Origin of the sequence: Streptococcus sp. DAT741, assembly GCF_009866825.1 — a bacterium.
Lineage (GTDB): Bacteria > Bacillota > Bacilli > Lactobacillales > Streptococcaceae > Streptococcus > Streptococcus ruminantium.
The window spans coordinates 2,045,306-2,059,652 of record NZ_CP019557.1 but is presented as its reverse complement, the minus strand read 5'-3'; the positions used below and the strand labels follow the sequence as shown (position 1 = coordinate 2,059,652).

10 protein-coding genes are annotated in these 14,347 nt (G+C 40.8%); 9 read left to right on the top strand and 1 reads right to left on the bottom strand.

Annotated elements, in window-relative coordinates; genetic code table 11:
- Nucleotides 1-133: 133 nt before the first annotated feature.
- The 9 genes from BZG42_RS09700 (at nucleotide 134) to nrdI (ending at nucleotide 12,013) form a co-directional block, all read left to right on the top strand.
- Complete coding sequence (locus BZG42_RS09700) at nucleotides 134-3,043, top strand: glycoside hydrolase family 3 protein (protein ID WP_155995307.1); 2,910 nt, start codon at nucleotides 134-136, stop codon at nucleotides 3,041-3,043.
- Nucleotides 3,044-3,080: 37 nt separating this feature from the next.
- On the top strand, nucleotides 3,081-3,560 hold the full coding sequence (locus tag BZG42_RS09695; protein WP_120172419.1) for a GtrA family protein: 480 nt from the start codon (nucleotides 3,081-3,083) through the stop codon (nucleotides 3,558-3,560).
- A 249-nt stretch (nucleotides 3,561-3,809) separates the two neighbouring features.
- On the top strand, nucleotides 3,810-6,209 hold the full coding sequence (locus BZG42_RS09690; RefSeq protein ID WP_155995306.1) for a glycoside hydrolase family 3 C-terminal domain-containing protein: 2,400 nt from the start codon (nucleotides 3,810-3,812) through the stop codon (nucleotides 6,207-6,209).
- A gap of 44 nt (nucleotides 6,210-6,253) precedes the next feature.
- Nucleotides 6,254-7,267, top strand: coding sequence for a glycosyltransferase family 2 protein (locus BZG42_RS09685; protein WP_024531515.1), 1,014 nt, complete (start codon nucleotides 6,254-6,256; stop codon nucleotides 7,265-7,267).
- 68 nt (nucleotides 7,268-7,335) lie between these two features.
- Entirely contained in the window at nucleotides 7,336-8,247 is a 912-nt protein-coding gene (locus BZG42_RS09680; protein WP_155995305.1) for an aldo/keto reductase, read from the top strand.
- An 8-nt stretch (nucleotides 8,248-8,255) separates the two neighbouring features.
- Complete coding sequence (locus tag BZG42_RS09675; protein WP_120172416.1) at nucleotides 8,256-8,708, top strand: GNAT family N-acetyltransferase; 453 nt, start codon at nucleotides 8,256-8,258, stop codon at nucleotides 8,706-8,708.
- Between the two features lie 92 nt (nucleotides 8,709-8,800).
- The gene (aspS, locus tag BZG42_RS09670; RefSeq protein ID WP_155995304.1) at nucleotides 8,801-10,552 is read left to right on the top strand and encodes an aspartate--tRNA ligase; all 1,752 of its coding nucleotides are present in this window, start codon (nucleotides 8,801-8,803) and stop codon (nucleotides 10,550-10,552) included.
- Entirely contained in the window at nucleotides 10,539-11,477 is a 939-nt protein-coding gene (locus BZG42_RS09665; RefSeq protein WP_155963412.1) for a YitT family protein, read from the top strand. Before aspS ends, BZG42_RS09665 begins: the two co-directional genes overlap by 14 nt.
- A gap of 77 nt (nucleotides 11,478-11,554) precedes the next feature.
- Nucleotides 11,555-12,013 carry a class Ib ribonucleoside-diphosphate reductase assembly flavoprotein NrdI gene (gene nrdI / locus BZG42_RS09660; protein ID WP_024531520.1) on the top strand — a complete coding sequence of 153 codons (459 nt, stop codon included), beginning with the start codon at nucleotides 11,555-11,557 and terminating at the stop codon, nucleotides 12,011-12,013.
- 229 nt (nucleotides 12,014-12,242) lie between these two features.
- On the opposite strand, the gene pulA is transcribed toward nrdI, so the two are convergent.
- Entirely contained in the window at nucleotides 12,243-14,291 is a 2,049-nt protein-coding gene (gene pulA, locus BZG42_RS09655; RefSeq protein ID WP_024531521.1) for a type I pullulanase, read from the bottom strand.
- Nucleotides 14,292-14,347 lie beyond the last annotated feature (56 nt).

Genomic DNA, 14,347 nt, shown 5'->3' with positions numbered 1-14,347 from the left:
TGCAAGTGCAAATTATGAAGCAAAAACGACAGATTATCAAGAAAGGGTTTTCATGAGATGAGTTAGTTGATATAGTATATTCAAGAAAAAGAAAAGGCTTACATAAAAGCTGGAACATTTAGGAGGAAGTTCTATGAGGACTTTGAAAAAAGTTAGTTTAGCAGGTCTAGCTACTTTAGCAGGTAATGCTGGAGTAACTGTATTTGCAGAAGATTATGCTCGTTCCTATCAGGCTTGGGATGCAGCTATGGTTGTAAAAACAACCTTGCTTTGTGCAGGTCTAGCAGTAGTTGCTTTATTTGGTTACACTATTTATCGTGGAGTGCAGAACAAGGTTTTCACAAGTAAGAAAAGCAAAATTTTCACTACGTTGCTTGCCCTCCTAGGTGTTATCATTATTGGTGCTAACTACGCAGTCAATATGTTTGTCAATGTCATTGATACCTACTTTGCTCCATCTTACGCAGATCAAGCAAAAATTGTGGAGGCAGAAACCGTCTCTAAAGATTTGGTAACAGAAATTCAGGAAGAGGGAACGGTACTTCTTGAAAACAAGAATAAAACCTTACCATTCAAAAAGTCATCAAAAGTTAATATTTTTGGGATTTCTTCTGTAGCTGTGACCTATGGTGGCTCTGGTTCGGGTGCGGCAGATGAGTCAAAAAATATAAACTTGCAACAAAGTCTTGAAAATGCAGGTTTTGAAGTGAATGCTGAGTTGACAGAATTTTACAAGGGGCATCTTCCTAAAAAAGAAGGTGGGAACATCTTTTCACTGAATGGCGGGGACTATAATATTTATGAGCCGACTCAGGACAAGTATTCAGATACATTATTGAAAAATGCTAAAAAGTTCTCCGACACGGCCTTAGTTGTTATTTCACGTAATGGTGGTGAGGGCGCTGATCTTCCGCAAAATATGGCTAACTACCAACAAGGAGACAAGGATAAGCATTATCTTGAACTTCAGAATGTTGAAAAAGCTATGCTAAAGACAGTAACGGCTAATTTTGATAAGGTTGTTGTGTTGGTCAATTCCTCCAATGAAATGGAGTTGGGCTTCTTGAAAGACACGGGTGTTGATGCAGCACTTTGGATTGGTGGTCCAGGCTCAACAGGTCTTAATGGCGTTGCTAAAATTCTTGCAGGTGATGTCAACCCATCAGGTCGTTTGGTGGATACTTACGCTTATGACATGACTACAAACCCAACTTATTGGAACACAGGTGACTTCTCATATACGAATACCACATATGAAAAAACACCTTGGGGAGCGAAGGAACCACAGACATTCAATTACAAATTTGTCAACTACCAAGAGGGAATCTACCTCGGTTACCGCTACTATGAAACACGTTTTGTGGACAATACAACAGGGAAAATTGACGAGGAAGCTTATCATAAAACGGTTCAATACCCATTTGGTTATGGTCTTAGTTATACAAGATTCACACAAAATATTACCAGCATGAAAGAAAATGGTAACCAAATTGAGGTAAATGTAAAGGTTACTAATACCGGAGATGTTGCTGGTAAAGAAGTAGCACAGGTTTACTATACAGCTCCTTACGTAGCTGGTGGTATCGAAAAATCTCATGTTGTTCTTGCAGGTTTTGGTAAGACTGACAAGTTGGAACCAGGAGCAAGCCAAGAATTGAAGATTTCATTTAACCGCGATGATTTGGCATCCTATGACTATAAAACGGAAAAGGCATATGTTTTGGATGCTGGAAACTACGAAATTAAATTGATGAATAATGCTCACGATGTTTTAGACTCTAAAACATATACAGTGTCTCAAAAAGAAGTTCGTAAGCAACGTTCAACAGATAAGGCAGAAGTAACAAATGCTTTTGAATACGCAGTTGGTGATGTGAACTACCTTAGCCGTCATGATTGGAGTGGTACTGAGCAGACAGAGCGCACAAAGGACAAGGAAGCAAGTGAACAAATTGCTAAGGAAATTGATAATACAAACTTCCGTTTTGATGGAAAATCAGAAACATCAAGTGAAAAAGTAGAGACTGAAAATAATGGTCTTCGCTTGGTAGATCTCATTAAGGCAGATTATGATGATGAGCGTTGGGAAAAATTGGTTGCTCAAATGTCTGTTGATGAAATGGCTAGTCTAATCGGTTTTGGAGGTTATGCCACTCGAGCGATTAAGTCAGTTGATAAACCAGCGGTAGCTGATTTAGATGGCCCTGCGGGTATAAATGGTATCTTCCAAGGGATCAAGGGGATTCAGTATAACTCAGAAGTTGTGGTTGCATCTACCTGGAACACAGATCTAGCGAAGAAAATGGGAGATGCTTTTGCTAAGGAAGCATTGGCGCATGGTATTGTCGGTCTATACGCACCGGCAGTGAATATTCACCGTTCACCATTCTCAGGACGTAACTTTGAATACTATTCAGAAGACCCACTGATTTCAGGTAAAATGGCAAGTTCTCTTGTTGCTAAAGCGCTTGAAAATGGAGTATATACTTTCACCAAGCACTTTGCACTCAATGATCAAGAAGATAACCGCGAAGGGGTAGCTACTTGGTCCAATGAGCAAGCGATCCGTGAAATTTATCTAAAAGCTTTTGAAATTCCAGTTAAAGAAGGTGGAGCAACAGCGATTATGTCATCCTTCAACCGTATTGGTACTCTTTGGGCGGGAGGAAATAAGGATCTTCTAAGTACAGTTCTGCGCGACGAATGGGGGTTCCGAGGAATGGTGATTACTGACTATGATGGACATGGTTACATGAACCCAGATCAGGCTATTCGTAACGGTGGAGATCTCATGTTGTCAACGCTTGGAGATGCTCCAACGGTCGCTTCAACCGGTACAAAGGAAGGAGTAGCTGCCTTGCGTAGAGCTTCAAAAAATATCCTCTACACAGTTGCCCACTCAGCAGCCTTTGATATTTATAAACCAAAAGTGAAACTGTGGTTAATTTCTCTTGTAGCTGGTAATGTTATTCTTGTCAGTCTGACTGCATTAGGCATGTATAAGTTAACAAATAAGAAAAAAGAAGAGAAGGAAGTAGCCTAGCAAGGGGGAACTTCCCTCTTGCTTTCAAGGAGGTTATATGAAAGAATGGATTGCCAAACACCCAGATTTGTGGGAGTTTATCAAGTTTAATGTCCTATCAAATATTGCGACGATTACAAACTTTTGTGTTCTTTGGCTGTCAACCAATTATTTCTTTACAGTCCTGTCAAGTCAACCTTTCCACTGGTTTATCTTTCATTATTCCATAGAAAATGGTGGTTTGAATGGTTTTCTATCCTTCCTTTTAGCCTATGCAGTAGCACAAGTTGTCAACTATATTGTTCAAAGGCAGTTGGTATTTGGAGCAGAAAATGATATTTCTAAAACTCTCCATTGGTATATCTTGACTGTTCTAATTGCAGGAATTTTGTCTATTGTTCTGCCACCATATACCACTCAACTCTTCACATCTTGGGGCTTGAGTTTGGGATGGGCACAGATAGCGGCTAATTGGGTCAATATCTTGGTCCAGGTAGCGGTTAACTATCCGATGATGAAGTTTGTAATCATGAAGTAGGATGAAAAGTTTCTCTCTAGGCGATAGTTTAGGGAGACTTTTTGGATACTTTGCGAAAATCTTTTCAAGCAGTCTTCAGCTTATTCTAAAAAATGAAAGGTTCCGTAATCAATTGTATTTCCTTGTTTATTTTGGATTTTCATTGGAGGTGAACAGATTATGCTTGAAATTGTACAGATTATGAAGAAAGCGTTTTAATCACCTCTTATCTTTGCTAAGATAGGGATGATAGAAGATAAGGAGAATAGCATGAAGTACGCAGATCTTATTCAAACATTATCGCTAGAAGAAAAGGCAGCTCTTATGTCAGGAAAGTCTGTCTGGGAAACGCAGGACTATCCCGAAAAAGGTATTCCGTCTATTTTTTTATCTGACGGACCACATGGCATCCGAAAACAAGAAGGCGAAGGGGATCACTTAGGTCTCAATGCCTCTATTCCAGCTACTTGTTTTCCGACAGCTGCTACTTTGGCAAATTCGTGGGATGTGAACTTAGTCGAGCAAGTTGGGCAAGGTCTTGGTGCAGAGGCTAACAGTTTAGGGGTCAATGTTATTTTGGGACCAGGGCTTAACATCAAACGCAGTCCCTTATGTGGCCGAAATTTTGAGTATTATTCAGAAGATCCCTATCAGACAGGGAAGTTGGCGGCTGCAATGATTCGTGGAATCCAATCCCAAGGAGTTGCAGCAACACCAAAGCACTTTGCTGTAAATAGTCAGGAACTACGTCGTATGGCTTCCGACTCAGTAGTGGACGAACGTACTTTGCGAGAAATCTACCTGACTGGATTTGAAATAGCTGTACGAGAAGGAAAGCCTCAGGCTCTTATGTCGGCTTATAACAAAATAAATGGTATTTATGCGAATGAGGATAAGCGACTATTGATCGATATTCTTCGTGATGAATGGGGCTTTACAGGTTTTGTTGTATCGGATTGGGGTGGCTCAAATGACCATGTACTAGGTGTTGAAAATGGGAGTCATCTGGAAATGCCTGGTACCAAGAAAGTTGGACAAAAAGAGATTATTGATGCTGTCAAGTCAGGACGTTTATCAGAAAAAGTATTGGATGAGCGTGTAGATGAATTGCTCAGCCTTGTATTGGACTTGACTAAGACTGCGCGACAATCTGTAGACTATGCTAGACAGCATGAGTTAGCTCGTAAAGCTGCATCAGAAAGCATTGTACTGTTGAAGAATCAGGATGATATTTTGCCTCTATCCAGCGATATAAACATTGCACTTATTGGTGATTTTGCTAAAAATCCACGCTACCAAGGAGCCGGTTCTTCTCTTATCAATACTAGACAACTGGAAAAAGCAGTAGATTGTGTTAAGGATTATCCTTTAACCATCATTGGGTACGAACAAGGTTATCAGCGAGTAGACAAGGAAGATAAGGACTTGCTTGACAATGCTGTTAAGCTAGCTCAGAAGGCAGAAGTAATCTTGTACTACATGGGACTTGATGAGATGAGTGAGAGTGAGGGTTTGGATCGTCGTCATTTGAGTCTTCCAAAAAATCAATTAGATCTATTAGAAGTGTTAGTACAGACTGGCAAAAAGATTGTTGTTGTTTTATCCGCAGGATCTGTTGTAGATATGAGCTGGGATCGGAATGTTCACGGAATTCTTCATGGATATTTATCAGGTGAGGCCGGTGCAACTGCTATGCTCGATGCCTTGACAGGTCGTGTCAACCCAAGTGGGAAATTGAGTGAAACGTATCCTGTTGGCTTGACGGATATTCCATCATCGGCAAATTACCCAGCAGAAGGAGAATTTGCTCTTTATAAAGAGGCTCTTTATGTTGGTTATCGCTACTTTACAAGTGTTGACAAACCTGTCAAGTATCCGTTTGGGTATGGCATGTCCTATACAAGTTTTGCGTATGATCAATTAGAAGTATCCGAAGCAGGAGCAGCTATAACAGTAACCAATATCGGATCAGTAGCCGGTGCAGAGGTTGTTCAGCTTTATGTAGGAAAAGAAGACAGTCAAATATATCGTCCGACCAAGGAATTGAAAGGCTTTAACAAGGTCTATCTAAAAGCAGGAGAATCCAAGCGTATTTTTATTCCATTTGATACCTATACTTTCCGTTATTTCAATCGTCAGACAGGTCAGTTTGAAGTGGAAGGTGGCAGTTACCTGTTATATATCGGAGCGAGTAGCAGTGATATTCGGATTGTTGGTGAAATCATACAGGAAGGAACGAGTGAGAATTTTCCCATCTCTGAGCAGCTTCCTTCCTATTTGGCAGTGCAAGTTGAAGCAGTGTCCAATCGGGAGTTTTCCCAATTACTTGGTCGTCCAGTTCCGGAAGAATTGTGGCAGGTTGGTCAAGAACTAGGTATGAATGATCCTGTGTTGAAGCTTCAATTTGCCAAGAGTGTTTTGGCGCGATTTGTTCACAAGGTGTTAGCAGGTTTGCTCAAAAAGGCAGAACGAAAAGGAACTCCAGATCTCAATTTACTCTTCCTTTACAATATGCCGTTTAGAGCCATGGCTAAGATGACCGGAGATTTGCTGGATCGGGCTATGGTAGAGGGAATTTTGATGATAGCAAATGGACATTTTTTCAAAGGACTTGTGCAATTATGGAGAGCTTACCGAACAAAAATAAAATACCAAAAGCAACTTTCTTAAAAATATGATAGAATAGTAACAAATTGTGTCAAATGGAGAGAAAGATGACCTTACTAAGCATTGCTATTCCGAGTTACAATTCGGAAGCCTACCTTCATTACTGTGTCCAGTCCCTTGTGATTGGTGGAGACAAGGTTGAAATTTTGATTATCAATGATGGTTCAACTGACCGAACCCAAGAAATTGCAGAAGAGTTGGCGGCTCAATTTCCAAATGTTCGTGCTATTTACCAAGAAAATAAGGGGCATGGTGGAGCAGTCAATAGAGGAATTCGAGAGGCTAGTGGTAGGTATTTTAAGGTAGTGGACTCAGATGACTGGGTAGATACTAGAGCCTATTTGAAAATTTTAGAAAGTTTGCAGGCTTTGGAGGATCAAGGAACTCCTGTTGATGCCTTTATCTCCAATTTTGTTTACGAAAAAGAGGAGCAATCTCGGAAAAAGTCCATGTCCTATCGGACAGTTTTACCTGAAAATCGTATTTTTGGCTGGGAAGATGTAGGAGCCTTTTCTAAGGGGCAATACATCATGATGCATTCCCTGATTTATCGGACAGAATTACTACGCGAAGTTGGTCTGGTCTTGCCAGAACACACCTTCTATGTAGATAATATTTTTGTTTTTACACCTTTACAGGCTGTGGAGAGGATGTATTACTTACCAGTAGATTTTTATCGCTACTTTATCGGTCGAGATGATCAGTCCGTCAATGAATCTGTCATGATTAAGAGGATTGACCAGCAGCTTAAGGTCAATCGTATTTTGGTAGATAATCTAAATTTGGAGGAGATTATAAATCCCGATTTACGGAGTTATTTGCTCAATCATGTGGAGATTACAACCATTATTTCATGCGCCCTTCTCAATCGTGCAGGAACTGCTGAACACATGATGAAAAAACAGGAACTTTGGCACTATATACGAGATCACAATCCAGCTTTGTTCAAAATTGTCCGTAATGGATTGTTAGGACAACTGACTAACTTGTACGGTTATCCTGGTCGAAAAATTTCTAATGCTGTTTATAAGATTGCCAAAAGAATTTATGGTTTTAATTAAAACTCAGTGAGAACTGGGTTTTTCTGTTATAATAGGATAAGAAAAGCGTTTACAAAGGAGTTGACTAGATGCAACAATTAGGAAAGACAGGCATAGAGGTGCCACGTATTGCTCTGGGCTGTATGCGGATGGCTAGTCTGAGCGAGCAAGAAGCAGCTAGAGTATTGGAGACGGTAGTTGGTCAAGGGATTAACTTTTTTGACCATGCAGATATTTATGATGGTGGAGAATCTGAGGTTCGTTTTGCTCAAGCGGCTAAAATGGTGGGGATCAGGCGTGAGGATATTTTTCTCCAGTCTAAGTGTGGTATTCGGAAGGGGTATTTTGACTTTTCTAAGGACTACATTTTGGAGTCGGTAGATGGGATTCTTAGGCGCTTAGATACAGATTATTTGGATGTTTTAGCCTTGCATAGACCAGATGCCTTGATGGAGGCTGAGGAAGTAGCGGAAGCATTTTATAAGCTGAAAAAAGAAGGGAAGGTTCATCATTTTGGAGTCAGCAATCAAAATATTTATCAAATGGAATTGCTCCAGTCTTATTTGGAACAGCCGCTCGCAGTCAACCAGTTGCAGTTGTCACCGGCACACACTCCACTGATTGATGCAGGATTTCATGTTAACATGAAAGATGATGCAGCAACTATGCGAGATGGAGGTCTTATTGATTACTGTCAGCTCAAAAAAATTACGATTCAGGCTTGGTCTCCGTTTTTGATTGACTTGCAACAGGGAGTTTTTGATAACCATCCGGACTATGTTGCATTAAATCAGACGATTAGAAAAATAGCAGGGCGCTACCATGTTTCACATGAAACAATTGTGGTAGCTTGGATTTTACGTCATCCAGCTAAGATTCAGACAATTGTTGGTTCTATGAATCCAGAGCGTTTAACAAAGATTGCGCAAGCAAAGCAGATTGAGCTGACTCGTCCAGAATGGTATGAGATTTATAGAAGTGCAGGCAATATATTGCCTTAGAGGTGCCTATGCAGTGGAAAATAAAAGAATTTGATCAACTAAGTTTACAGGAACTTTACAGCTTGTTGACACTCCGGACAGATGTATTTGTTGTGGAACAAGCTTGTCCCTACCCAGAATTGGATGGAAAAGATCCAGCTTGTCTTCATCTTTTAGGAATGGATGGTGATGAGTTAGTGGGCTATTTGCGGCTATTACCATCCGGACAGAGCTATGAGGAAGCTTCCATTGGCCGTGTCGTCATCAGGTCGAGTCATCGTGGGCGAGGACTAGGTAGACCCATGATGGAATGTGCCATTCAATACATCACCAAGGAATGGAAAGAAGAGAAGATTAAGATTGGTGCACAGGCGTATTTAGAAAAATTCTATCAATCACTTGGATTTAAACCAGTTTCTGAAGTATATCTGGAGGATGGAATTCCTCATTTGGATATGCTTTATACTAAACCAGCTTCCTAAAGCTGGTTTTTCAATTTTATTGTTAAATTCCCCCAAAAATCAGCTGTTTTATGGTAGAATGAATGGTATAAAATCAGTAAAAGAGGAAGAAAATGAAACGTTCTATGTATGCTGGTCGTGTTCGTAAGGAGCATGTCGGACAAGAAATTACCTTGAAAGGCTGGGTTGGTCGTCGTCGTGACTTGGGTGGTTTGATTTTTATTGACTTGCGTGATCGCGAAGGAATCATGCAGCTTGTCATCAATCCTGAGTCGGTTGATGCCGATTTGATGGCGTGCGCAGAGGGGCTCCGTAGTGAGTTTGTCATTGAAGTGACGGGTATCGTTGTAGAGAGAGAGCAGGCGAACGCTGCTATTTCAACGGGAGCTGTCGAATTGCAGGTGACCAATCTGACCGTTTTAAATGCTGCAAAAACGACTCCATTTGAAATTAAAGATGGCATTGAAGTTAGTGACGATACTCGATTGCGGTACCGCTACTTGGATCTCCGTCGACCAGAGATGTTGAATAATCTTAAATTGCGAGCAGCAGTGACTCATAGTATCCGTAACTATCTGGATGAATTGGAATTTATTGATGTGGAAACACCGATGTTAACTAAATCAACGCCAGAGGGAGCGCGTGATTATTTGGTGCCATCTCGAGTGTCCAAGGGGCATTTCTATGCCCTTCCACAGAGTCCGCAGATTACCAAGCAACTCTTGATGAATGCTGGTTTTGATCGTTATTACCAAATCGTTAAGTGCTTCCGTGATGAGGACTTGCGTGGGGATCGTCAACCTGAGTTTACACAGGTTGATCTGGAAACCTCTTTCCTGAATGAAGGGGAGATACAAGATATTGTAGAAGGGTTGATTGCCAAGGTTTTGAAGGATACTAAAGGTATTGAGTTGAACCTCCCTTTTCCTCGTATGACCTATGATGATGCCATGAACTTTTATGGTTCAGACAAGCCGGATACTCGGTTTGATATGCTTTTACAAGATTTGACAGAAACTGTCAAGGAAGTTGACTTTAAAGTCTTCTCGGAAGCGCCTGTTGTTAAGGCTATCGTTGTCAAAGGAGCTGCAGATAGCCACTCTCGTAAGGATATTGATAAGCTGACGGATTACGCTAAGCAATTCGGTGCTAAGGGACTTGCTTGGATCAAGGTTGACAAGGGAGAACTGGTCGGCCCAGTTGCCAAGTTCTTGACAGGTGTTGCAGATAACTTGACAGAAAGTTTACAGTTGGAAGATAAGGACTTGGTGCTTTTTGTGGCGGATGAATTGGAAATCGCCAACAATACCTTGGGTGCTTTGCGTAGCCGTCTGGCTAAGGAGCAGGGGTTACTTGATGAAAGCAAGTTCAACTTCCTTTGGATTGTTGATTGGCCGATGTTTGAGTGGTCAGAAGAAGAGGAACGCTACATGAGTGCCCATCATCCATTCACATTGCCAACAGAAGATACGGTTCATCATTTGAATGGCGATTTAGCACAGGTGCGTGCAGTTGCCTACGATATTGTATTAAATGGCTATGAATTAGGTGGTGGTAGTCTCCGTATCAACCAAAAGGAAATGCAGGAACGCATGTTTAAAGCGCTTGGCTTCTCAATCGAGGATGCGTATGAACAGTTTGGCTTCTTATTGGAAGCAATGGAGTATGGCTTCCCACCACATGGTGGTTTAGCTCTTGGTTTGGATCGTTTTGTCATGCTGCTAGCAGGTGAAGATAATATTCGTGAAGTGATTGCCTTTCCGAAGAACAATAAGGCTTCCGATCCAATGACCCAAGCTCCAAGTACCGTCACAGGTGCTCAATTAGAAGAATTGGCTTTAAGCATTGAACATGAAGATGAATAAATTTTTCAGAAAGCAACGTGTTTGTTTTTTAAGAAAGGCCAGAAAAAATAAGTTTTGGTCCATTATTTCAGGAATTTCTCAAGAAAAATATGCTGAACGAATGTCGGGGTCCATCATCTATGGACTCCTATCTAGTATCGCTGTGAATTTCTTTTTTCGACCTGGGAATGTCTATTCGTCAGGTGTCACAGGTTTGGCTCAGATTGTATCGGCTTTGGCTGACTCTTATGCTGGCTTGGATGTACCGATTGCCCTGGTTTATTATGCTTTCAATATCCCCTTGCTGGTTTTAGCCTGGTACAAGATTGGTTATAAATTTACGATTTTTACTTTTATCACAGTATCATTTAGCTCGCTCTTTATCCAATTTATGCCCCCCGTAACACTGACAACAGATCCACTGGTAAATGCTATTTTCGGAGGGTTGATGCTAGGTACAGGTATAGGATTTGCTTTTAGGAATAATGTTTCCAGTGGTGGTACGGATATTGTGTCTATCCTCATTCGGAAGAAGACTGGTCGTCAGGTAGGATCAATCTCTCTGATTGTAAATATCATGATTCTTTTAGTTGCTGGGATGATGTTTGGTTGGCGATATGCTCTGTATTCGATGGTAGCCCTCTTTATATCTAGTCGGATGACGGATGCCATCTTTGTTAAACAAAAGCGAATGCAGGCTATGATTATTACAAGTCATCCAGAACGCGTCATTAAGATGATTCACAAGAAGCTTCATCGCGGTGTAACGATTATCAATGGGGCAGAGGGTGCTTACAATCATGAACAAAAGACTGTTCTGATCACCATTATTACTCGTGCAGAATTTAATGAATTTAAGCACATCATGAAAAAAGCGGACAAGTCTGCCTTTGTCTCGGTAGCTGATAATGTTAATATTATTGGGCGCTTTGTGGAAGGTGACTAATTGACAAACACTACATGTAGGAGTAAAATAGTATTTACATTCTATATGTAGTGTTTTTTATGATAAAGAGGAAACGTATGAAGAAAAAAATTTATCTAGTCTATATCAGCTTGAGTGGCAATACAGAAAGTTTTGTCAAACGCTTGAAGTCCTTCTTTCTGTTTCAAACAGATTGGGAGATTGAGTTGATTCATGTCAAGGATCTGGTGAAGCAAGACATTCCCTTCTATGGCTTAGATGCCCCCTTTGTTGCCTTTTTACCGACCTATTTAGAGGGAGGAAATGGGGTAGACAACGGTGATGTGGAAATTTTAACGAATCCCTTGGGTGATTTTATCGCTATTGAAGATAATGTTGACTGGTGTCTAGGAGTGGTTGGATCAGGGAACAAAAACTTTAACCACCAATACTGTCTGACAGCAAAACAGTATTCGCAACGTTTTGGTTTTCCAGTTATTGATACCTTTGAACTGCGTGGAATGCAGGATGATCTTGAACGTATCGGTCGAAAAATTATAGATTTGATGAAAAAATAAGAAGATGAACCCAGTTGCTTGAGGTCTCTCTGTAGTAACTAGTGAAACGAACCACTAGAATATACAGGGGAAATCAAAAACACTGGGTTCATTTTGATTTGTCTTCTTTTGTAATGCAAAAACTCACCGGCCAGTGGACCGATGAGTTCAAGGAGATTATGAAAAATATTTAGGATTGAGCATAGTATAACTCAATTTGATGCAGGATACATCCGTCTCAGGTCCTATTTTATCCCTCAAGGATACAAATACTTTGTCCAGCAATGATGATTTCCTGCTCTTCGTGTTTTTCAATCGGAGGGTAATTGTGGAGAACTACTTTGTCTTCTTCGCGTTTGTAGATGAAGTCACTATCAGCAAAATTGATGATAAACTGGATGGTCTTATCAGTTGATTGAACCTGATAACGGAGAACATACTCTGTCAACCAGTAGAAATCACAAGTCTTCTGGATGCCTTCATAGCTATCTTGACTAAGGATAGGATTATTTTTACGGAAGGTAATCAATTCTTGAAGGAATGTGATATGCTCCTTGTAGTAAACAGCGCGAGTCCAATCTAGGCGATTGATACTGTCAGGAGTGTTATAGGTGTTATCAATTTCATTCTTGGTACGGAAAAATTCTTGTCCACTGTGAATGAAAGCCATCCCTTGAGAAATCAAAATCAATTGCAAACCGAAGCTAGCAGCACGCTTTTGCTGTTGAGGTGTCCAATTTGGATTTTCGATATGGAAGTAATCAAAAGCAGTAGCATTATCATGACATTCAATGTAATTGAGCGACTGTTGAGGAGTCAAGAAGTGAGTGAGGCGGCTACCGGTCAAAAGGTGCTGTACTTTTTCATGCAATTGCTTATCAACTAAACGAGTTGGATTGAGCAGTATCTTTTTGAAAGTGTCTCGGTAGTCGTCATTGAAGAAACTGATCTGTGGTAACTGTTCGGCATTATACTGATGTGCCAACTTTTCAAACTCTAGCCCAGTTGCCATTTTCCATCCTTCACCGTAGAGGTAAACATTTGGATGGATAGCAGATAATTCTGCTTGGATTTGATTGATTGTCTCGATGTCCAAAATACCCATCAAGTCAAAACGGAAGCCGTCAAATCCATAGAGTTCTAACCATTGGCAAAGAGATTGTTTGATGTAGTTGCGAACCATACTGCGCTCACTGGCTACATCATTGCCACAGAAGGTGCCATCTGTTCGCATGCCATGGTCGTCATAACGATAAAAGTAACCAGGAACAATAAGTTCGAAGGAGTACTTCTCAGCATGGTAAACATGGTTGTACACTACATCCATGATGACTGAAATATTTGCATCATGATAGGCTTGGATAGTTTCTTGCAATTCTAAAATGCGAGCATAAGGATCATTTGGCTGGCTAGAATAAGAGCCTTCTGGCAGATTGTACTGCATAGGATCGTAACCCCAATTATAAACTGCTTGCGGCTTGTTTTCATCAACACTGCCAAAATCATAAACGGGTAGTAGCTGAATATGTGTGACACCTAGATCTTTGATGTAATCCATCCCCAACTTCATACCATCCATAACTGGAGATTCTGTCAAGCCTAGGAATTGCCCCCGATGCTTAAAGCCGGCTTCTTTTTGCCAAGAGAAGTCTCGCACGCTCATTTCATACACGATAGCCTGAGAAATAGGATATTGTGTTTTTGCTCGGCGAACGAGATGGAGTTTTTCGAGATTGATTACGTAGCTGTCGCCTGAATTGGTCTTGGAGGATAGGGCATAGGGATCGTGGACAGAAATCCATTCTCCGTTTACCTTATGAAGATAGTGGTAACTAGAGCCATCTAAATCCCCTTCAACCGTTACTTCCCAGACACCTTTTGTCCCTTTTGTCATCGCATAGGGTTGATCTTCAAGAATCAAGAAGACTTGTTTGGAAATCGGAGCCCAGAGCTTGAAAATTGTAGCTTGCGGTCTGTATGTAGCCCCCAAGTCTTTTCCATTGTAGGTGTAGGTTTGCTCGAAAATAGCAGAGCGGACGATGTGACCGTACCCCAATTCAACCTTATTACGATCCTGATCATAGACGGTGTAGTCTGTATCCAGTGTCAGAGCATGTAGGCTGGTTAAATAATAAATGATGAGGTTGTCAACTTCCAGACAAGAGTGGATAAACAGTTGAGAGGTAGCATCGCTCGATTCGAGTGAGAAGTTCATATTTTCAGAATCAAATCGTTTTTCCATAACCAAACGAATAGTCGCTACATCATCAAGAAATGCTTGGAATTGTCGTAATGCCATTAGTCAAATGGCTCCTTTCTAAGGTTATACATGAAACTTATACTTGGTTTGCTCTT